We start from the raw sequence: 20,580 nt of genomic DNA on the forward strand, positions 1-20,580 counted from the left end.
AATTCATATTTTTTTTCGATAGTATAATATTAATCCTGATGGTAGAGCTAAAGCTAAACCAACTAGGATATAAATGTGTGTTCCAATACCTCCAGTACTAGGCAATTCTGTTCCTTTACTGTTAGTAATTTTAAAAGTATATACTGTACTTCCATCTACTAAATTCTCTTTTATTGGTGTCGCATTATTACCATTTTGTTCAAAGGTAACTCCCGTAGAAATCACTAATACTGACATATCATTTTTAGGTAGTAGGTACCCTGGAGGGGCCTTTGTCTCTGTTAGGTAGTATTTTCCTACTGGCAAACTGAGGTAGTTATTAGCATCCACTAATAACAAGCCTTTATCGTTTGTCACCAGCCCTGAATACATAGGATGTGAAGCTTTATTCCCATTAGCATCTGATTCATAAATATCAAAAACTGCACCTGCTAAAAAATTATTATCATTTTCGACATTAACTTTCTGTAGTCGTACTTTTTGCTTGATACGTGTATTGGTAAAGCTAATATCTACGTCTCCTGAAACTGTAAGGGATTGTAAGCCGGTAGCATCATAAGTTTTATCAGCTTCACCAGTTGCTAGATTTTTTTCTGTAATTGACTCAGATACTTTAAATTCATCGTAGGCTTGTTCATCTATTGATATAGAAGTTCCATAAGGTACTTTAAATTCCTTAGTCTGACCATCTCTCAGCGGAAAACTCTCTTGTTGCAACGTTTCACTTGGATTAAACAAAAAGTCTTTCGTCTTATCTTCATCTAGTCCAACGACAGTTTTACTTACTCTGACGGTGTATTCTTTAGGTTGCCAAACAGCATATAAGGTATTTGTTGCATCAGGGTTGTTATCAATACCTATTGATTGACCTGCTGTAAACTCCACACGTCCTGTATCAGCTAAATCCTTATCATGATGCCAACCAATAAGGTTGTAACCTGTCCTTGTAAAGTATTGATTTTCAGGAATTGTAGTTGTGCTATTCAACTCCATACGCGGTGTCTCCACTTGTGTTACCACATTACCATTTTCTACTCTAGTACCACCGTTACCATTATATTTGATTGAGGTATCTTCTAATTTGATATCTCCTACTGGAATAATGACAGGTTTTATGGTGATATTTTTATTAGCATCTGCTAAATGGGCGTCAATATCAATGGAATCATATGGGTTATAAATTTTACCATTGTACCACCAGCCACGGAAACGATAGCCATCTGGCATTGTCGGACGTCTCAGTAAGGCTGAATGGGAGCCATCGTCATAGGAATCAGGGTCAGTAGGCTCATTACTTGTTTGTAATTGCTGACCAGAAGCATCCAATGCTGGCTTTCCATCTGTACCAACAGCATCATTGCTGTATATAATATGATAATCTCCAGCCTTTCGCCAAATAGCTCTTAAATTGATATCTTGAGTTACAGCACCTGAAAAGTTATAAGGTCTAATACTACCATCTGGATTAACATAGTACCAAGCGACTAATTTGTAAGCGTCTTTTACGTACTTGTACTTAGTTGTTGTATCGACATTTGAGAGACTATTATCTGTCGTATAATAGGCAGCTTTAGTTGAGTCGGAATCTTTATCTCGTGAATCATACTTATAATAATATGTACCTGAAGGATCTTGGATATAATCCCTTGTAATATCTGTATATTCCGGAATACGATCACCATAATGCAAGTCTAAATAAGTATCAGCTGTTTTTGATAATTGACCTCCATTTGGATCAATATTGACACGATATGTTACCTTTTGCCAACCTGCATAGACTTTAACATCATGAGGAGGCATAGTCATGTTAAAATCAAATACTTGTGTTTGTGCTTGGTCTTTATACCATTTACCATCCCAAACATACCCTGGTCGACTAGGTTTAGGTTGAACCGTTGTCGTATCGGGGGCATAAGAGGATAAATTTTGCTCATATAAAACATCCTTTACTGGAAAATTAGGAAGCTCTGTATTATCAAGCGGATCTAAATAATTAATCTTGTATGAATTACGTTCATACCATACTCTAAGGTTTAGATAATCTTTGTGATAATATCCATACTGATCGTAATATTGATCAGCGACTGACACAGTTGTATTAGCGCTAGTTTGTAGTGGTTTAGCATCAAATAAGTAATTATCTTGATACAACCTTTGATAGTATTTAACATTAAATCCTAAGTATTTTTCTGTAAAGGTAAACTCGTCTGCTCCAGCACCTCCCCCTACATCTGATAAAAAGTATTTGCCATCTAGTCCTTGTTTATAGAAAGCATAATTTTGAATTCGCTGACCAACAGGATACAATTTTATTTCATAAGGATTTGTTCCACGTACTCCACTGGGAAGTATAAACTCACCCAAATAACTCATTCCTGATACTCCAGTTGAAGTTAGGTAACGCCACGCACCTGTCTTCCACTGATAGCCATTCGCAGCTAAAGTCGTACCATATAGTCCAGTATAGGTTTCGGCATATGATGCACTAGTCCAAGGAAACGAAGAACTTTGATAATAAACCTCAGAGTAGCCCGTCTTCGCAAATCTCATAGTCACAAGTTCTCTATCATAATAAACATTAACAACACTTGAACCATCGTCTTTTATCATGACAGAAGTTTCTGTCCTCGTATTATTAACTTTAAAGCCAGTCGGCAATTTTGCATTAATATCTTGTTGTGTTAGCGTCTGATTAGATAAAGATAGGCCTGATCGTGTTACTTGCCCTGCGTACTCATATGTCTTTTGCGCATCAGTAGCATTTTTATTATCCGTTGCTGATTGTTGCCAGTAGTTTATCGTGTAGGTTGTTTGTGCGGGCGACCAATGTGCATATAGCGTCGTATCCTTGGTCAAGACTTGATTAAAATCAAAGGCTGTCCCACCACTAGCAGCTGTGTACCACCCTGCAAAAGTATAACCTGGCCTTGTTGGATCATTAGGCTTAATTGTCGAAACAGGTTGGTCTGTTAACACACGACGAGGTGCAATATAGGTAACTCCTGTTGATAAGTCGCCTGTGTTGAATTCAACACCGTACGATTCTTTAAAGACAGGATAAAGACTTATGTCTGAAGATACAGGTAATGCTTGAATTTCTGATTCAGAAAGTGGAGCTCCATTTTGAGTTTTAGACCAACCTACAAATAACAATGTTGAAGTGGGTGGTGAAACTTTAAATGAACTTAGATCCGCGGTTCCGTTTCCTGAACTATCCAATGGTACTTGATAACGCTCCAAAATACTTTTACCAGCAGAATCATCATATAAAGTTACTGTCGCCACTTTACTCATAAATGGACGAACATAAATTTCTTTTGTCTCAGTTACAGTTATTGGCTCACCAAATTTAACAGGGTCACCATACTTTCCAGTAGTAGGATCATAGGTATACCAACCATTAAAATGCTCTCCTGCTTTAATCGTCGGAATCCCAACTTCTCCTAGAGATTCTCCATCTTTTATAATTTGATGATGAACTTGCATACCTGAAGCTGTCAGGAAATTATAATCAGTTCCGTCATTATTTTGAAAATGGTAAGTTAACCTAGGAACTTCTGTATTATCCTCTTGAACAATTGCATAAATGGAGAATGAATCTGTTTTAAAAGCAACATCACTGCTAGTGTTCTTAGTTTCTGCAGTATCTTTAGATTTTAATACTTCTGTTTGACCATCATCTTTAAAGTGAACAACTTTAAGGTTTTCATCTGAAGCTTCTAATGGCTTATCATAGTTGACCTCTACTTTTACTGGGGCTTGGGGTTCTGCTTCTTTACCATTTGACTCAATAGTAATGTCATAGAGTTTGAAATTTTTGATTTCACTATCTTGTTTAGCAACTTCTGTCAATGCTTTTTTCTTATAGTCTTTAAAAGTAGCTGAATTGTCTTTTAATTCCGTCACCTTTAAATCAGCATTTTTAGGAATCTTAGCTTCTTTGGTCAAAGTCACTGTTACAGTATAGTCTGCACCTCTAAACATCAATGGTTCTTCACGATAAGCAGCTTCCTCAGAAGATGATGTTTCTGTTACACTGGAAGCAGGAGTCTGTGGCTTGCTCTGCTCAACACTTGATTGAGAACTAGATGTTGATGAAGTTACCTGGCTAGAATTTTTATTTTCTAAAGTAATCCCCACATCATCTGTCTTAGTTTCTTCAACTGTTATTGCTGGTAGAATTAAAAAATAAGTCGTTAAAAAAGTTGTTAGGATCATCAATGACCACATGATAATTTTCCACTCTTTAGGGTGTTTTTTCTTTTTTAATGATTCGATTATAAAAGTTTGACACTTCTTTAGCATTTTTCATCCTCCCTAACCTTAATTGATACTACTAATCTTACCTAGAGGCCATATTCTGAAAGAAATTTTACCTACAATTTGTTCTTCTGAAACATCTCCTACAGAAGTATTTCGAGAATCAATTGAAGTTTTTCGGTTGTCTCCTAATACAAAAATTTTTTTATCAGGTACTTGATATGGGTATTTTATATTACTATTACCGAGTGCTTTATGAATAACATATGGTTCTTTCAACTTATGTTGATTCACGTAAACATCCCCTTGAGAATCAATATTAACCCAGTCTCCTGACTCTGCAATAACCCGCTTGACTAGGACCTTATTATTGTAGTAAAACGCGACAACGTCTCCAGTTTTAAAATTTGAACCTTTTACTGTAAAGACTACATCACCTGCACTTAAAGTCTTATTCATTGAATGTCCGTAGATTCTTAATACAGGCAACCATAAAACCGCAATTAAAATAGCTGTTGAGGCAACCGCCATCAAGATGTATATGGTATTTTTAATGACACTCCAAAAGCGTTTCTGATAAGTTACGCGATCCAGTTCTTGAGATAATTTATCTGAACTAATCTGTCTTTTCATTGTCTACGCCTCTCTTATCTACTAAATTCTTTACGTTTTCTAAATAGGTATCTGCAGCTAACTGAGCAGTCTCAAAAATACCACTAAGCATTAAGGAAGCTTCGGCAATAGAACCAGCTTTGCTAATTTTGATTTTTTTATCATCTAGCGCTTCTTTAAGTTGCTGAATCTCTTTCTCTTGTTTTTCAATAAGAAGTTGCTGTTCTAACATAATTTCTAGCAAGTCTTTTCTTTTTAATTTTTTTAAATCTTCCATCGCGATTACTTCCTTAACTGAACCTTAAATTATCGTTTAGATATTATATCAAAGTTCTAACCTTTAAACTCATTTTTTGTCCTGTGTTTTTTCTCAAAAAAGTCTATGCTAAATTAACATTTTTGATAATTTTTTGAAAAATCTCATCGGAATTATTTTCTTTTTGAAAGCTCGAATTCTAGGCATTAAAAACAAAAGAATCAATAGGACAATAGCATCAATTTAGTGACACAATCTATTACAGATTAAGTTCTTTTTGAATAATATAATCCAACTTTTCAACTGTTTTTTCCCAGGTGAAATGTTCTTTAATTCTTTTAGCAATATTCTGTTGTAATTTCTCTCTTAATGCCTTATCTTTTACTAATAAATCAAGAGATTCATGGAGTGACTGAGTATTTTCTTCCATGATGATTCCTAACTCAGGGCTATCAATAACTTCAACTGTTCCACCGCGATCTGTTGCAATAATAGCACTCGAAAGTAGACCAGCTTCTAAAATAGAGGTTGGTAATCCCTCTGGATACATTGATGGGTAAACAAAGATATCTGTCTGTGCCATTAAAGACATAGTCTGTTCAAAGTTTAATTTCCCCAAAAAGTTAATCTGTTTGGACTGATATTTCTCTTTCAAATGTGCTAATTCAGGTCCGTCTCCTGCAATCTGTAAATAAACATTTTCAGAGTACTGTGACATCGAAAATGCTTCTAAGAGCAATTCAATGCCTTTTTCTTTAATAATTCTACCAGCATAAGTGATGAAAATATCATCAGCAGATTTTTCAAGGTAAGCCGTGTCAGCAAAATCAGAGCCTAGACTTTCAGATACCGAATTATAAATAACTCCTTTAGCTTCTATATTAAAATGTTTTAACCACTCAACGCTTCTCTTGGATACCGCATAAAAATCTGGACGATAATGCTTAACACGCGCTGTGAGAAGATGTTCATAGATAGCTCCAAAGAAATCTAAAAAACGATTATTGACAGAAAAATGACTTGACCCATGGTCTAAAACAATACTAGGTAAACGGTGTTTCTTTGCAAAAGATAGCCCTTCTAGCGTTGTTAACTGAAAACGTGTATTACAAATCACAAAATCAATATTTTCATCTGAAACATATTTCATCAGCGTGTTGTATTCTCGATTTTTGTTAATAATAGGATAGCGCTGCTTGACAATATTTTTGGTCGGTAAACGGTAAATTTTTCTACCCTTGTCTTCATCTATAATCGGTAAATCACCATGATTAGTTGTTACAATAACAACACGGTAGCCACGCTTAACCAAATCTGCTGTCATTTTATCTGTATAACGTTCAATACCTCCGAGGAAGGGTAGATAATATCCTGAGAAAACAGCAACTGTTTTTACCTTATTTTCCATATTTATCCACTTTCATCAATAAGCCATCTTTTAAGCCTTTAATCATAGCAACTAATTTTTTGCTCTTTTGCTCTTCTGCTACCAACACTCGAACAAATTCATTTCGCATAAATACTAAATATTTGTGTCGCTTCTTCTTACCATATTTTTTTATAATATAGATCGCATTGCGTATCATGTAATATTTTCGAAATGATGAATGATTCAATACATGAAAAACATGGCCAAATTTTTTAACTCGTGAAGAGTGTCCAATTTCGTGTAAAAGACCAATAAAATTAACCTGATAAGTCTTATATCCCATCTCTGACAGACGATAATTCATTTCAGAGTCAACAAAATCAATAAACATCTCTTCTGCAAAGCCAGATGTTTCTTCAAAAACGCTCGTTTTCATTAAAGCAGCCGAAGTAATACACTCTTCAATTTCTTTATAGTCAAATTCTTGCATAACCAAATCTTCACGGTTCATATCTTGATACAAACAAGATAACATACCGATCTTAGGTAAATGAAGGTAATTTTCATAATTATCTATCAAATCACCTAGGACAACCGAATCTTGATCTAAAGTCAAGAACCAATCAAATTCTTGTGCTACTGCAAATTGACCGATACAGTTCAAAGCATATGCAATCCCTTTATTTTCTGTTAAATAATCAACAGTTAGGTGCCCCTCTTCATTATAATCGGCCACTAATTGAGAAATTTCTTCCTTATTTTTCGAGCCATTATCTACGATATAGATGTGGCTTACTTGAGGATAAATTGCTCGAATGTTCTGATCTAAGCGTTCAATATTGGGGTTAAAGGTGACAATACCCGCTAAATATTTCATGTTCTATGCTCTTTTCTAAAATCTCTAAATAACTGAATAACTGGTGCTTTGGTTATAAAAACGATACCGACATAGATAATTACTGCTACTAAACTTTGAATGACATAATTTACCAATGATACTGACATTTGAGTATTGATATAATAGAGTACAGCTCCACTAAGAGTAGCAGCAATTAAATAGCGCAGCATTCCTCTTGTTAATTCTTTAAAAGTAAATACATCTCTTAAAGAGATAGCTTGATAGAGGGAGACAATAAATTCAGTAATAACTGTAGAGATAATAGCTCCCATAGCACCTAAAATTGGTATTAAAAGTATATTAAGCACAACATTTGCCACAAGTCCAATAACTGCAGACATTGTGTAAGCTTTTGTACGTCTTGAAGCCAGTAGATACTGTGTCCCTAAAGCGTTACCATAAGAAATGCAAATGATCATCAAAGACTCAACAGCCATTAGCGGACCGACAGCTTCATACCCTTTCCCAAAAAAGAAGACGGCAAATGTCGACGAAACTCCTACCACTCCCGCAATCATTAACATTGAGATAGCATTGCTTAAATCAACAAGTTTCAAAAGTAAAGCCTTAGCTTGCTTTTCTTTTCCTGAAGAAAATAGACTGGAGAGCCTTGGTAAGAAAACTCCTCCGATTGCTGAAACAATGGTAAATAAAATACGAATAATTTTATCAGATTGATCAAAATATCCAGCACTGACCACACTATCCATTGCTCCCAGCATACTCTTGTTAAGAGAGAGATAAATCTGCATGGTGATTTGGGGTAAAAATAACATTAAAGTTGGTCTTAGATGTACTAAGACATCTAATCTACTAAATGGTATCTTGATGATTTCATGCTTTAAATGATGCCAGACTGTTAAATTTCCGAGTAATGATGCAAATGCAATTAAAAACATATAAAGTGCTAGGTCATCTGGCGTCTTCACAACTAAGAAGGTCAAAACAACTGTAATAAGCTTAACAATGGTATTACGAATGACAATTATCTTAAAGTCTTCAACTCCAATAAAATACCACGAAATATCAGTTGCAGTCGCTAATAAATTAATACCTTGAATTAAATAGAATAATTGCCATTCGTTTGTAAGTAAGACAAATCCAAAGAATAATAACGTTGCTATAGATACAGAGGCAAGTTTTAATACAACTAATTCCCAAAATATCTTACTTCTCTTATACTTATTTGACTGCACAAAAGCTATCTCACGATTACCGTACAAAGATATCCCTAAAGCACCAAATAAAGTAAAGTACATGACAATGGAGCTCGTATAGGCATTAATACCGATGCCTTGAGGAGATAGTACACGGGAAACATAAGGAACTGTTACTAAAGGTAACAACAAAGTCAATAACTGGTATGAGGTATTATAAAACATATTTTTCAAAAGTTTCATTAGTTTCTCCTCATAATTAAACTAATAACAGTATCAAATAACAATAAGGCATTTGATACAATTACCAAGCCAGTTAACGCATACGGCACCACTTTTCTTCCTGCCTCATTTAGACGCGCTGGAATACTTGATGCAAAAACTTGTACCAAAAGCAATGTAACAGTAAAGTAACGTCCTTGAACTCCTTCAATGTAGCTTGTTGGCGCTCCACGATATTCTAACATGATAAAAAAGACACCAAGAATTCCCACAAAGAAACTAGCTAAGAAAAGAAATCCCATATTTTTTGACTTAACAAATTTTTCTTCAGAAAACCATACTAGAAAGACCATGAGATACCATATTGATGACACCCAAGTGGGAATAAAGTTCTGACTTGGATATGGAGAGGCAAGCCAGGAAGTAATGTCATTACTTAAAATATTGATACCAGCGTAATTATAGCCAAATGTCATTACATAACGTCTTAAAACAGCAAGGACACCACCATGTCTTGCGGTCAAAACATAAACTATAGCAAGTGACAAAAAGGTTAGACATAGCCAAAATAGCTTTTTAGATTTAAGACCTTGAAATAAATGTGATAGCTTCTGATTATAGCCCATTAATTTAGGATTGTTAACCTGCAATAATACCGGTATTACTAGCAATAAAAACAGCCAGTAATTCTGCTTACATGCAACAATGACTAAAAGAATCAATCCTATAAGAGCAACGCTACGATTTTTAGTCAACGATTTATCAACTAAAAGATTTATCAAAAGCGATAAAAATGCTCCAAATACAATGTATCCAGTCGAGTCATAAGATAGACTAGCAAATGAATTTAGAACTACGGGACTGAGGAAAATAGCAAAGTAGATTAACTTTCCTTTTTTCACATACCGGATAATGAGGGCAACCAAGGTGATTGAGACAAAGGAACTAAATAACCTTGCTACTGTAATCATTACCCCCATAGAAGGATACACAAATTTGCCTAAAAATAAGCCAACTGCTGGCACAAGATGACCCCAAAAAACAAAGTTATGTTTAGAATAGTTTATCTCACGAGGCAAATGATTACCATCAACAAAATTGGCTTTATTTAAATAGTATTTTTCAAATCTAGTACCATCTCTATAGGAGGTCGATTGTCGTCTCATACCTGAATCAATATTATATTCTCCATAGTAAGAAGTATCAATAATGTTATTTGAAATACGACCAGACACAGCTAAATGGTATTGTCCATCAGGTTCATTGAAAAATGGCATTAATAGGCTCAATACAATAGTAATCGTTAAGCCTAATATAAAATATGTTTTATGCAAGTTCTTGTCTAGAAAAAACTTTTCAAATAGACGAACTTTTTTGAGGTTCATATTAACTCCTTTTTATATCTTTTAATAAAAACACCAAGTCACGAATGCGATTTGAAAAGCTATCATAGAACCGTTTTTTAGTCATCATTTGTTTAAGTATTGCTACAAAATCTTTATTTTGAGCATTTTTATAACGTTGCTGATTAAAATCCAGATAAGCTTTAGCTTCCCTTAATTGACTAGAGCTACTTTTTTCTAAAAATGGTACAAGGATGATATAGTAACTCAAAACAAAATACAGTTCTTGTAAATGCCTTTCGTAACTTGAGCTTATATTCAAGATATTCCCACTTGCATTCTCAGCATGTCGCTTATGTTCACCAACACTTCTGTTTAAATTGTAACCTGAACCAATGACACCAGATATCCCTGCAAAAAGATTATCATGTGACAAAATTAAATTATCACTGTAAAAAGTCATTACTTGATCAACAAACGACTTGCGTAAACAAAAAGTCCAACCTTGACGATAGTTATGATATGAAAAGTCTAATGGATACTTAGAAATTGTTTCCTCACCATTGAACTTAAAATTATTGGGAATAGTAGCCTCTTCTGATAACTTTTTGATATCAATATCGGCGCTAAGAAGGTTTATATCTTGGCGTTCTTCCATAATATCAACTTGCATCTTATTTTTATGATGATACCATGTGTCATCTTGATCACTAAAAAATAAATAATCTACAGAAAGACGCTTAGCGTCTAAAAGCAACTGACGAAAATTCAAACGCCAACCTAAATTTTTATCATTACTAGTTATTGACCAACCATCTAAACGGTGCTCTTTTATATAGTCTTCAACCACCTTTACAGTATCATCAGTAGAGCCATCGTCCCTCATTAAGACATAGTCTGGTCTCAACGTTTGATTTCTAATTGAATCTAGCTGATCGTGGATGAAACCTTGACCATTATATGTTGCCATCAAAACTGCTGTTTTTACCATATTATTCCTTACTTTTTAAACGCAAATAATAAATCTCTCATACGTCCACTATTAGAGTTATAGAGTCGCCAATTTTTAATCACAAAAGCACTATTATGAATTAATGACAATTTAGAAGCTGCCAATCTTTCTTTTTCAAAGGCTAAGCGTTGATTTAAAGCGACATCATTTTGATATTTGTTGACAACCTTCTGCATGGTTTCGTAAAAATCAACAAATGTTTTTAATCCTGTGATATGTTGTGTTTTAGGCGACTTCCAATTCAAAACAAATTTGCTATTACCACTTGCGTTTCCTCCATATCGAATATGAACTCCTACGCTTTCGTTAAGGTTATAACCATTTCCAATAATACTGGCAGTTGTCTCGATAAGGTTATCGTGCGAAATATTAGCTCCAAAAGTCCAATTATCAGCGATAGCTTGCGCAAAATCTCTCTTCATAGCAATGGTCCATCCGGGACGGAAAGTTTGATAATCATATACTTTAGGATACTGACTGATTCTATCACTAGAAGAAAAAGTTAGAAAATGTGGAACACTGGCTTCTGTAGACATCGTTTTGATATCAACGTCTGCACTCAAAACCTCAATTTGAGGGTTATCTGACATAATGGCAAACTGTCGTTCGTTTTTATCAAGATACCAAATATCATCTTGATCACTAAAAAAGACATAGTCAACCTCATAGGCTAACACATCAATAAGTAATTGACGAAAATTTAAACGCCAGCCTAAGTTTTTGTCGTTTTTAACAATTTTCCAGCCTTCTAACCCATGTTTTGCGATATAGTTATTGACGACATTGACTGTTTCATCCGTTGAACAATCATCCCTCAATAATACATAATCTGGTTTTAATGTCTGTTGGCGAATTGAATCAAGTTGTTCAGATATAAATTTTTCGCCATTGTATGTCGCCATTAAAACTGCTGTCTTTACCATATTACTCCTCAAATGCTTGTACTGTTTTTAATATTCCAGATTCAAGAGAAACTTCCCGTTTCCATCCCAACGCTTCTAATTTGGCCATAGTGAGACGTGTTCTCCCCATTTTGCTATAACCTGCACTCATAGTTTTAGGAATATCGAATACTACTGAAATATTTTTATCAGAAAAGAGATCAACTAACTTTTGTGCCAAATCCTTAATCATAATGGGTTGATCTTCATTTGCTACATTGTAAGCTTGACCAACTTCACCATTTAATAAAATGGTAAATAACCCTGATACAGCATCTGCTAAATAACAGAAAGCACGCTCTGCTGTACCACTACTTTTTAAAACAATATCTTTGCCATCAATGACATTCGATAAAAGATCATTCATAATGCGACCATCGTTACCAAGCTCCATACCAGGACCAAATGAATGTGCAATACGGGCAATAGTAAAGGGTACCTTATATTGATCATAGTAACTTTGCAGTAGAGTTTCAGCCATACGTTTGCTTTCTGGGTAACAAGCTCTAGTAGCTAAAATATCAAATCCACCATAAGCTTCTTCATCAATCACTTCTTTAATAGATGTTCCATATACTTCACGCGTTGATAAGAACAAGAAGTTTTCAATTGTTTTTTCCTTTGCAAAGTCTAATAAATTCAATGTACCAATTGTATTAGCTTTTATGATGCTAACAGGATTACTCAAAATAGCAGTTGGACTAGCATTGCTTGCTGCATGGATAATGTAATCCACTTTTCCATCATACTCTAGGCGTTCTTCTACATCATAAGGAATTAAGGTGAAATAATCTTTCCCAACTAAATCTGAAAATTTATCACGGGCTTTTTCAATGTTTCTTGCTGTCGCAATAATTTGCGTTTGGTAATTTCTTGTCTCATTGAGATAGGCTAGTAAAAATACCATATAACTCGCTAACATACTATTAGAACCACTTATTAAAACGGCTTTATTAGCAAGTCTTTCCCAATTAATATAATTTTGGTCACTAATAAGTGCTAAATCTTCTTGTACAATTTTATTACTAAATTTAATCATCATTACATCCCATAAATTTGTTCATTTTCTCTAGCATCATACAAAGCTTTAAACATATAAAAATCATCTGGTGTTGTTATCTTGATGTTTTCATATGGTCCCTCAACAATAGTGAGTTCACGATTGTACATACCCATCAAAGTACTAGAATCAATTGCATCAGTAATCCCTTTGCTAATGGCATCACGTTCAACAGAAAGGATATCTGATAGATAAAAACTTTGTGGCGCTTTAGCAATGAAGGAACGAGTACGATCAACAACTTCAGATATTTTAGAAGAATCATTGACTAGAACAACTGTCTCTTTAGCACGAACTGAAGTTACCGCACTTCCTGTTTCTTTTACTGACTGTATATTAGCATTAATGACTTCTTCATTAATCAATGGACGTACTCCGTCATGAATTAAAACAACGGCATCATCTGTAGCCAGCTGTTCAGCGGCTTCAAGCCCCTTAAAAATTGACATTTGGCCAGTTTCTCCACCTGCAACAACTGCTTTTACTTTCGTAAGGTTGAAACGCTCTACCAGATTATTCATATAATCTAGCCAGTCTGATACACAGACAACTACTACAGCATCAATAGCTTCTGTATTTTGGAAAATATCAATTGTATGCACAATAATGGGTTTACCATGCACTTCTAGGAATTGCTTTGGTTTACCTTTGGTATTCATGCGACGACCAACACCACCTGCAAAAATAACTCCAATATTCATCATTAACCTTCTTTCCAGTACCAAGTGTAATAACTATGACTTTCTCTCTTACTTTCTGGAGGTAATTCCATATAACTACCCCCATATAATTGATTCAGATAAGCATGCTCATTTTTAATTTTTCGGGTTTTAATGTTTTCAAACACAACATCTTCATACTCAGAAAAAATTTCTCTTGGAAAATATTCTTTCAAGCGATATCTTGAATCGGTATAACCCATGTAAGGAACCTCTTGATTATTATATGTTTCCATCACTTGATCAACAATTTCAGCACGTTTTTTAGCTTGGCCGTGATAAGCGATGAATCGGGGTAGCCCCAAAATTAGCCTTGCATTTGCATAAAGCTTTCGGGAACCGCTAGCAAAATTGGGGTAAGTCGTACACATCAAATTTGCAGCAGCAGAGTGAACTTTTTTAAAGAATCTTTGACGTTCTTCTGCACTCTCTGGTAATCGGTCAAGTGGGAAGATATCAATAAAAATCCCTGTCCAAGGATGAATTCTATCTGTTTTACTTAAGTACATTGACTTTGTGTGGTATAGCTTGGCAAATGGCCATAGATTTTTTTCAACAGAATGATGTAGCAATTTAAAATCGCTATTATTAGCATCAGCTAATGCTTTCATCAAACGCTCATACTGGCTTCTTTCTAGCATCAAATCAATATCGTCATCCCATGGAATGAATCCTTTATGTCTCATTGCTCCCAGTAGGCTGCCTCCGCCTAAAGAATATTCAATTTTATTATCACGCGCAACTTTATCAATATAAGCTAACATTTCAAGTTGAACTTCTCTTATTTCTGAGACCGTCATTTCTTTCATAATTACCTCTGTCTAACAGTTAACTCACATTCTTTTAAATACAAATCTTATAGCTGTAATATAGAAAATAAATAAAGCTACCGCAAAAAGAATCACTAGGGTCATGGGTTTGAAAGTTTTCTTTGTTTTTTGACCTTTTGGAGTGTTTGCAAGTGCATTGTATTCTTGTTTGTTGTACTGCATGTCCATTATATAACCATTTATATTATAGTTACCAAATTGTGCTTTAGAAACACTATCTTTATTTACTGTAAAATAAAATGGTTTATTGCTTTGTAAGTAGCCTTTGGGAGATTTTGTCTGTATTAAGAAATACTTATACTTATTAGACAAACCTCGTAATTTAAATAATGATTGGTTACTTTTCACTTGTTTTTTATAGTTATAAGCCCATAACCTAGGATTCAAGTCTATGTCATTTGAATAGCCATCAATACCTATAATGTTATTTCCTCTAATATGGTAAGCATTTTGGTTAAGATATTCTTTATTTAAACTCTTAATCGTTTTTTGAGTATTTATCCAAGAGCCATTAGGTTGGTATAGAGATACTTTTTTATCTGCATTCAATCTTCCTAAAATATACTCTGAACCTTGCAATAATCTATTTTGATTGTCGTCATACATGGTAAAATTTATACCATAACTGCTCAAACTAGGTGTCTTTATATAGCCTTTAGAATCCTCGACAAAAATCCCTTGATCTTGTTTTTGATTATCAACAGAAATTAGACTCCGTTTAGTCTCTATGACGCCTTTCTTTTCCTGAGCAACAGACAAATTATAATCTCTTTTTGAAGCAACATGTCCTGTAATCTCTAGCTCTTTAATATCAGCATTTGTCAAATCAAAGTCTAACTTATCAATAGAGTGAAGCTTATGCAGGCTATTTTGTAATAATTCTTTTTGCTCTGTTTCATCACCACTACTATTTAAAACAATTTTATCACCATCGACACTAATACTGCTATCTATTGGATACAAACGTCCCTCTTTACCTTCTTCCGCAATAATAGGCGCTTGAGAAAGTCGGTAATTATAATTAGTACTATCTACTACAAAATTAGGGCTAACTCTGACAGTCAGCTGCTTTGAATAAATTGGAATCCTATAAGTAACACGTTTACCGTATTCAACTCCTATAGTATCTCTTTTTTTGTTATTAACAGTTACTCGAGGATTATCTACTCGGGTATTACCAAGATAAATCGTTTCGTTTTTCTGAATATTTTTCAACACATATTCTTGAGTTTCTGCACTGTTTTCAAAAGCAGTTAAACCAACTGGAATATTACCTATTGCTTTTCCTTTGTTATTTGTGAACTTATAACGTTTATTTTCTGGATTATATAAAACACTTGGCTCTTCTAAGCCATTCATGTAAATTAAATAATCTTTATTCTTTTCAAGCAGTAACCTTACAATAGCAATAGCATCCTGTCTAGTATTTTTTATACCAGAACCAAATCTATAGTTATTATCCATAAGGACTTTTTTACCACTAACTTGGTACTTCCGCTTGATACTATCAAAAGTATAGTGTGTAAAGTCTTTGCTCTCAAACTCCCCCGTCCTCACTTTATCCAATGCTGTTTGTAAATGAATAGCATTAATCTGAACACTGTATTGCGGGGTATTATTATGATAATAATAAGCTGTAATATCTACTTTTTTATCTGTTTTTACTTTTTTATTATTTTGGCAACCTACTAAAAAAAGCATGAAAAACAGACAAATAAAAATATGTTTTTTACTCATCTAAAGTGCTATCCTCTATCTCTTTTTTCAACAAAGAAACCTCTTGAATCAGGCGTTTAATTTGCTCATCTCTTTTGGTATTGCTACTAGTATCAAATAATTCTAAACAAAACAGAAATAAAATAGCGCCAAATAACAAGAAATTCATCGTTAAAGCGAATCCAAGGTGATGAGCGATAAATGAGACCACCCCAGGAAATACACTAATAAAGACTAGAATTAAACCAACTAATAGCCAAGGTAAAGAACGTTTAACAGAAAATGTGTTTTTATTAACCATTCTTATAATCATATAAAGTAGGACAATGGCTAAAATAAACATTTCAATTTGCAATGCTAAACTCATTTATCATCCTCCTTAATAAACCCTGCAATAATAATTGACGTTAAAACATCCGTCATATAAAAAATCGATTTTAGGGAACTTATACTTGAAGTACCTGCCTCACGTTCAAACATATTAGCTGTGACTTCCTTCAAACGATAGCCTTTTTTCAAAATCCGAGCAGTTGATTCAGGCTCTGGGTATTGTACTGGATAATGACACGATAAATAAGCTATTAGCGCCGCGTTAGCTGCCCTATAACCACTTGTTGTATCATAGACTTTGTGTCCCGTCGTTAATTTTATAGCAGCAGATATTAAATTTATGCCAAGACGCCTCATTGCTGTCGATTGAAAATTTTGATGTTTTTTATCAACAAAGCGAGAACCAATAACAAAATCTGCCTCGTCATTTAAGATTGGCATAACAACATCTTCAATGCTTCTAATATCATGTTGACCATCACCATCAAATTGAACGGCAACATCGTAATGATTACGATTAGCGTATAAGTATCCTGTCTGCACACAGCCACCAATACCTAGATTTTGAACAAGGTCAATATGATTTAACCCCAATCTATCTAATAACTCTGGAGTACCATCGGTTGACCCATCGTTAATAACAATATAATCCAGCTCAAAAGGTAGCGAGCGAGACGCCTTAAAATCTACAATCGTCTGGACTGTCTTTGCAATACTACCTTCTTCATTATAAGCAGGTATCACTAGTAAAATTTTTTTCATCATCTTATCTCTTATTGTAATAATTTGTTGCAATCAACCATTTAAACACAACTTGATGCTTAAATTGATTTTTGCTATAACCATATTTCCATAACCACCTTAATCTTGTCATAAAAGGCTGTTTGTCAATTTTTATAAAACATTTAATGAGCTCAAGATCATTAGCCGTCATAATATCACCATACTTATCAACAATTAAGGAAGCTTGCTTTTGTGAGTCATGGATAAGTTTCCAATACCTTGTAAATATAGATTTAGGACCTTCACGAAGTATCTTAAACCTCTTATCCATTGTCCTCGCCCCCAAAACATTATTGTCATGTTGACGGTATAGTTGAGTTGGTAAATCCAAATAAATGATTTCTCCTAAACTTGCTGCTAAGAGTGCTAAAAACCAATCATGCATTAAGATATCATTAGGAGTAAACCACTTCTCAGCTAATGCATGATTTATCATCATAGTCCCACCAGTAACAGTATTCTCAGTTAGTTCTGGTAATAATGTCGTATTGGCATGGTGCGATTGAGCCCGAATCATGCTGTCTTGTAAAATATTTAATTCTTGATTAACAACTTTCAAATCAGTATAAACAAGTAATGGCACATCAGATGCTTTATGCTGTGCTGCCTCTAAACTTACAGATAACTTTTCTGGCAACCATACATCATCTTGATCACTAAAAAAATAGAAATCTGCAACTTCGTAATTAACTAGCGTAAAAAATGATTTAATAACTCCTAAATTATGGTGCTCATTTTCATTAATGAAACGAATTCGAGAATCTTTAGCAGTAAAGTTTCTAATAATATCACATGTCTTGTCACTTGAACCATCATCTCTGATTAGGAGGTTCCACTCTTTAAAGGTTTGCTTTTGGATACTTTCGATTTGCTGCGCCAGAAACTTCTCTCCATTGTAGGTGGCCATTAAAATATTAACTTTCATTTAAAAACAAATCCTCATATTCTTCAACAATTTTTTTCCAAGTGTAGTTTTCTTGAATAATGGCTTTTGCTCGATCACCGTAAGTAGATAAATCCTGTTGTTGATCACTATCGTTAATAAGCTTAGCTAAATTCCCCTCTTTTTTAGTCCAGTAAAAACTTGAGAGACCTGCTACTGATTTGTTGAAATCAACATCTAGAACAAGATTCAAATCAGTATTAGCTAAAGCCTCAAGCAGTCCTGGATTAGTACCCCCAACTTCATGCCCATGAATATAAGCAAAGGCTTGTTGACGAACATAATCCAGCAAATCTTTTTCATAGAGCGTACCTACAAACTTAACCCTTTTATCTTGTTGAAGGTTTGTCTTTAAAGACAACTTTTCAAAGTAGGGGTTATTTTGATGGTTACAGATAATAACTAAATCACGCTTAGTATCTGAAGCCATGAACTCCCTAATAGCCGTTTCATAATTGTTTTCAGGGACAAATCGACCAACGATTAGATAGTAACCCTTAGACTTAATATTCCATTTTTTAAACAACTGTTTGACACGTGGATCATCTGACGATAATTTTCTAGAATTAATCTCTGTACCGTAAGCAATGAACCTTGTCTTCACATTAGAGTAGGTAGATTGAATGTAATTTTCAATACCAATATTATCAGAAATAATTAGGTCTGCATTTTTAGTCATACATTTTTCGGCGTATTTTAAATAACGCTGTATGGGACGAGACCACTTTGATCGCTTCCACTCTAAACCATCCGGATTAACATACAATAACCCACCGACTTTATGTATTTTATTGGCAAAATGCCAAATAAAGGCACCAATTGTATTTCCTAAAATATAAAAAATAGGCTCTTTTAAATCATGTGTCTTAACCAAGTCAAGGGCATAATTAATGGCCATAATATCATAAGCAATCACGCGTGCTGGCCCTAATTTGGGAGGACTTATAGTAAAACAATCAGCGTCAGCAAAGTTAAAATGAGTATGATGTTCTTTATCACTAAGGCATGCAACATGGTATTTTATGTCGGAACTTTTTTGATGATTAATCAATTCTGAAACGAAAGTTTCAAAACCACCGTAACGAGCTGGCAACCCTCTACTTCCTATAATGAAAACATCTTGCATCATCTTCTCCATTCTAGCTAAACAATCCATACAATTATACCATAAATTAGAAAAGTTAGCTAAAAAGAGCAGTAAGCTAAAAGGATTCTCTAGCCTTACTACTCTTTGTTTTGATCTTATTTTTTAACTTCCTGCTTGTAGAACTCTTTTAAAGCATCTTGCCAAGTAGGAATCACAAATCCTGTTGCTTTCGCTTTTTCCAAACTCATAGTTGAATTTAAAGGACGTTTTGCTTTTGCTGGGAATTGACTAGAATCAACAGGCTTAACCTCCACATCTGTGTCTTTTAAGATTTCAACCGCAAAATCATACCATGTTGTATCTTCTTTAGCATCATTTGATAAATGATAGTAACCAAAATCTTTTTGATTTTCAGCTAAATAAGTCATAAACTCAGCCAAAGTACGTGTCCATGTTGGTCGTCCATGTTGGTCGTTAACAACAGTTAGAGTTTTGTGTGTTTTTGCAAGGTTTTGCATCGTAAAGACAAAGTTTTTACCATAGTTACCAAATACCCACGCTGTGCGAATGGTATAGAATTTTGAAGTATATTTTTCAACCAACTCTTCACCCATACGTTTTGTACGACCGTACTCTGTTTTGGGATCAGGCAGATCATCTACTTCCCATTCTTGCCCCACTGGTTTTTCACCATCAAACACGTAGTCCGTCGAAATGTAAACAAGTGTTGCATCATGTTTAGCAGCAGCCTTAGCGACATTCTCTGTACCAGTGACATTGATTGCAAAGTCTAGCTCTTTTCCTTCATCTTCTGCCGCATCAACAGCTGTATAAGCTGCACAATGGTAAACTAAAGATGGCTTCACCTCTTCAAAGACTTTGTCCACCATCTCGGCATTTGTAATATCCATTTCAGCTACATCAACAGCAACATACTCTTGAGTTCGTTCGTCTAAAAGGTGACGTAATTCACTACCTAATTGCCCGTTTGCCCCTGTAATTAAAATCATTCCTTGCTCCTTTAAAAATAAGTTTAACTTTT

Annotated in this window: 18 protein-coding genes; all 18 read right to left on the minus strand. The window is 34.4% G+C overall.

The genetic code is table 11. From position 1 onward, the window contains the following. Positions 1–3 precede the first annotated feature (3 nt). The 18 genes from QOR44_RS06930 to rfbD all read right to left on the minus strand — a co-directional run bounded on the left by QOR44_RS06930 (position 4) and on the right by rfbD (position 20,548). Complete coding sequence (locus QOR44_RS06930) at positions 4–4,305, minus strand: InlB B-repeat-containing protein (RefSeq protein ID WP_430523816.1); 4,302 nt, start codon at positions 4,303–4,305, stop codon at positions 4–6. Between the two features lie 18 nt (positions 4,306–4,323). Then, complete coding sequence (gene lepB / locus QOR44_RS06935) at positions 4,324–4,893, minus strand: signal peptidase I (protein WP_000828634.1); 570 nt, start codon at positions 4,891–4,893, stop codon at positions 4,324–4,326. Beyond that, positions 4,877–5,149: a hypothetical protein gene (locus QOR44_RS06940; protein ID WP_000389766.1), complete on the minus strand. Its 273-nt coding sequence runs from the start codon at positions 5,147–5,149 to the stop codon at positions 4,877–4,879. Before QOR44_RS06940 ends, lepB begins: the two co-directional genes overlap by 17 nt. A gap of 238 nt (positions 5,150–5,387) precedes the next feature. Further along, positions 5,388–6,536 carry a glycosyltransferase family 4 protein gene (locus QOR44_RS06945; RefSeq protein WP_000428968.1) on the minus strand — a complete coding sequence of 383 codons (1,149 nt, stop codon included), beginning with the start codon at positions 6,534–6,536 and terminating at the stop codon, positions 5,388–5,390. Then, on the minus strand, positions 6,526–7,374 hold the full coding sequence (locus QOR44_RS06950; protein ID WP_000875978.1) for a glycosyltransferase: 849 nt from the start codon (positions 7,372–7,374) through the stop codon (positions 6,526–6,528). Before QOR44_RS06950 ends, QOR44_RS06945 begins: the two co-directional genes overlap by 11 nt. Next, a complete protein-coding gene (locus QOR44_RS06955; protein WP_000771256.1) occupies positions 7,371–8,795 on the minus strand; it encodes an oligosaccharide flippase family protein in 1,425 nt (474 codons plus the stop codon). Before QOR44_RS06955 ends, QOR44_RS06950 begins: the two co-directional genes overlap by 4 nt. Then, positions 8,795–10,159, minus strand: a complete 1,365-nt coding sequence (locus QOR44_RS06960) for a DUF2142 domain-containing protein (protein ID WP_001049712.1) — start codon at positions 10,157–10,159, stop codon at positions 8,795–8,797. Before QOR44_RS06960 ends, QOR44_RS06955 begins: the two co-directional genes overlap by 1 nt. 1 nt (position 10,160) lies before the next feature. Then, positions 10,161–11,108, minus strand: coding sequence for a glycosyltransferase (locus tag QOR44_RS06965; protein WP_000241108.1), 948 nt, complete (start codon positions 11,106–11,108; stop codon positions 10,161–10,163). Between the two features lie 8 nt (positions 11,109–11,116). Beyond that, entirely contained in the window at positions 11,117–12,052 is a 936-nt protein-coding gene (locus QOR44_RS06970) for a glycosyltransferase family 2 protein (RefSeq protein ID WP_000241099.1), read from the minus strand. Between the two features lies 1 nt (position 12,053). After that, the gene (locus tag QOR44_RS06975) at positions 12,054–13,112 is read right to left on the minus strand and encodes an NAD-dependent epimerase/dehydratase family protein (protein WP_000972787.1); all 1,059 of its coding nucleotides are present in this window, start codon (positions 13,110–13,112) and stop codon (positions 12,054–12,056) included. After that, on the minus strand, positions 13,112–13,834 hold the full coding sequence (locus QOR44_RS06980; RefSeq protein WP_000981011.1) for an IspD/TarI family cytidylyltransferase: 723 nt from the start codon (positions 13,832–13,834) through the stop codon (positions 13,112–13,114). The genes QOR44_RS06975 and QOR44_RS06980 overlap by 1 nt, the downstream gene beginning before the upstream one ends. Continuing rightward, positions 13,834–14,658, minus strand: coding sequence for a LicD family protein (locus QOR44_RS06985; RefSeq protein WP_000661824.1), 825 nt, complete (start codon positions 14,656–14,658; stop codon positions 13,834–13,836). The genes QOR44_RS06980 and QOR44_RS06985 overlap by 1 nt, the downstream gene beginning before the upstream one ends. 24 nt (positions 14,659–14,682) lie before the next feature. Continuing rightward, on the minus strand, positions 14,683–16,416 hold the full coding sequence (locus QOR44_RS06990) for a SpaA isopeptide-forming pilin-related protein (protein ID WP_000037461.1): 1,734 nt from the start codon (positions 16,414–16,416) through the stop codon (positions 14,683–14,685). Then, on the minus strand, positions 16,409–16,762 hold the full coding sequence (locus QOR44_RS06995) for a DUF2304 domain-containing protein (protein WP_000050394.1): 354 nt from the start codon (positions 16,760–16,762) through the stop codon (positions 16,409–16,411). The genes QOR44_RS06990 and QOR44_RS06995 overlap by 8 nt, the downstream gene beginning before the upstream one ends. After that, the gene (locus tag QOR44_RS07000; protein ID WP_000976127.1) at positions 16,759–17,490 is read right to left on the minus strand and encodes a glycosyltransferase family 2 protein; all 732 of its coding nucleotides are present in this window, start codon (positions 17,488–17,490) and stop codon (positions 16,759–16,761) included. The genes QOR44_RS06995 and QOR44_RS07000 overlap by 4 nt, the downstream gene beginning before the upstream one ends. Position 17,491: 1 nt before the next feature. After that, complete coding sequence (locus QOR44_RS07005) at positions 17,492–18,433, minus strand: glycosyltransferase family 2 protein (protein WP_000867345.1); 942 nt, start codon at positions 18,431–18,433, stop codon at positions 17,492–17,494. Next, positions 18,423–19,577 (minus strand): beta 1-4 rhamnosyltransferase Cps2T, encoded by a 1,155-nt coding sequence (cps2T, locus tag QOR44_RS07010; RefSeq protein WP_001154392.1) that lies wholly within the window; start codon positions 19,575–19,577, stop codon positions 18,423–18,425. Before cps2T ends, QOR44_RS07005 begins: the two co-directional genes overlap by 11 nt. 116 nt (positions 19,578–19,693) lie before the next feature. Next, positions 19,694–20,548, minus strand: a complete 855-nt coding sequence (gene rfbD / locus QOR44_RS07015; protein WP_000600896.1) for a dTDP-4-dehydrorhamnose reductase — start codon at positions 20,546–20,548, stop codon at positions 19,694–19,696. Positions 20,549–20,580 lie beyond the last annotated feature (32 nt).

The organism is Streptococcus agalactiae (genome assembly GCF_949788565.1).
Taxonomy (GTDB): domain Bacteria; phylum Bacillota; class Bacilli; order Lactobacillales; family Streptococcaceae; genus Streptococcus; species Streptococcus agalactiae.

What these genes read in the sequence shown, in the direction of transcription:
- QOR44_RS06995 (WP_000050394.1), bottom strand. Translation starts at nt 16,762, where the DNA reads ATGAGTTTAGCATTGCAAATTGAAATGTTTATTTTAGCCATTGTCCTA.
- QOR44_RS06955 (WP_000771256.1), bottom strand. Translation starts at nt 8,795, where the DNA reads ATGAAACTTTTGAAAAATATGTTTTATAATACCTCATACCAGTTATTG.
- QOR44_RS06930 (WP_430523816.1), bottom strand. Translation starts at nt 4,305, where the DNA reads ATGCTAAAGAAGTGTCAAACTTTTATAATCGAATCATTAAAAAAGAAA.
- cps2T (WP_001154392.1), bottom strand. Translation starts at nt 19,577, where the DNA reads ATGCAAGATGTTTTCATTATAGGAAGTAGAGGGTTGCCAGCTCGTTAC.
- QOR44_RS06970 (WP_000241099.1), bottom strand. Translation starts at nt 12,052, where the DNA reads ATGGTAAAGACAGCAGTTTTAATGGCGACATACAATGGCGAAAAATTT.
- QOR44_RS06960 (WP_001049712.1), bottom strand. Translation starts at nt 10,159, where the DNA reads ATGAACCTCAAAAAAGTTCGTCTATTTGAAAAGTTTTTTCTAGACAAG.
- QOR44_RS06980 (WP_000981011.1), bottom strand. Translation starts at nt 13,834, where the DNA reads ATGATGAATATTGGAGTTATTTTTGCAGGTGGTGTTGGTCGTCGCATG.
- QOR44_RS07005 (WP_000867345.1), bottom strand. Translation starts at nt 18,433, where the DNA reads ATGAAAGTTAATATTTTAATGGCCACCTACAATGGAGAGAAGTTTCTG.
- QOR44_RS06975 (WP_000972787.1), bottom strand. Translation starts at nt 13,112, where the DNA reads ATGATGATTAAATTTAGTAATAAAATTGTACAAGAAGATTTAGCACTT.
- QOR44_RS06950 (WP_000875978.1), bottom strand. Translation starts at nt 7,374, where the DNA reads ATGAAATATTTAGCGGGTATTGTCACCTTTAACCCCAATATTGAACGC.
- rfbD (WP_000600896.1), bottom strand. Translation starts at nt 20,548, where the DNA reads ATGATTTTAATTACAGGGGCAAACGGGCAATTAGGTAGTGAATTACGT.
- QOR44_RS06985 (WP_000661824.1), bottom strand. Translation starts at nt 14,658, where the DNA reads ATGAAAGAAATGACGGTCTCAGAAATAAGAGAAGTTCAACTTGAAATG.
- QOR44_RS06990 (WP_000037461.1), bottom strand. Translation starts at nt 16,416, where the DNA reads ATGAGTAAAAAACATATTTTTATTTGTCTGTTTTTCATGCTTTTTTTA.
- QOR44_RS06945 (WP_000428968.1), bottom strand. Translation starts at nt 6,536, where the DNA reads ATGGAAAATAAGGTAAAAACAGTTGCTGTTTTCTCAGGATATTATCTA.
- QOR44_RS06940 (WP_000389766.1), bottom strand. Translation starts at nt 5,149, where the DNA reads ATGGAAGATTTAAAAAAATTAAAAAGAAAAGACTTGCTAGAAATTATG.
- QOR44_RS06965 (WP_000241108.1), bottom strand. Translation starts at nt 11,108, where the DNA reads ATGGTAAAAACAGCAGTTTTGATGGCAACATATAATGGTCAAGGTTTC.
- QOR44_RS07000 (WP_000976127.1), bottom strand. Translation starts at nt 17,490, where the DNA reads ATGATGAAAAAAATTTTACTAGTGATACCTGCTTATAATGAAGAAGGT.
- lepB (WP_000828634.1), bottom strand. Translation starts at nt 4,893, where the DNA reads ATGAAAAGACAGATTAGTTCAGATAAATTATCTCAAGAACTGGATCGC.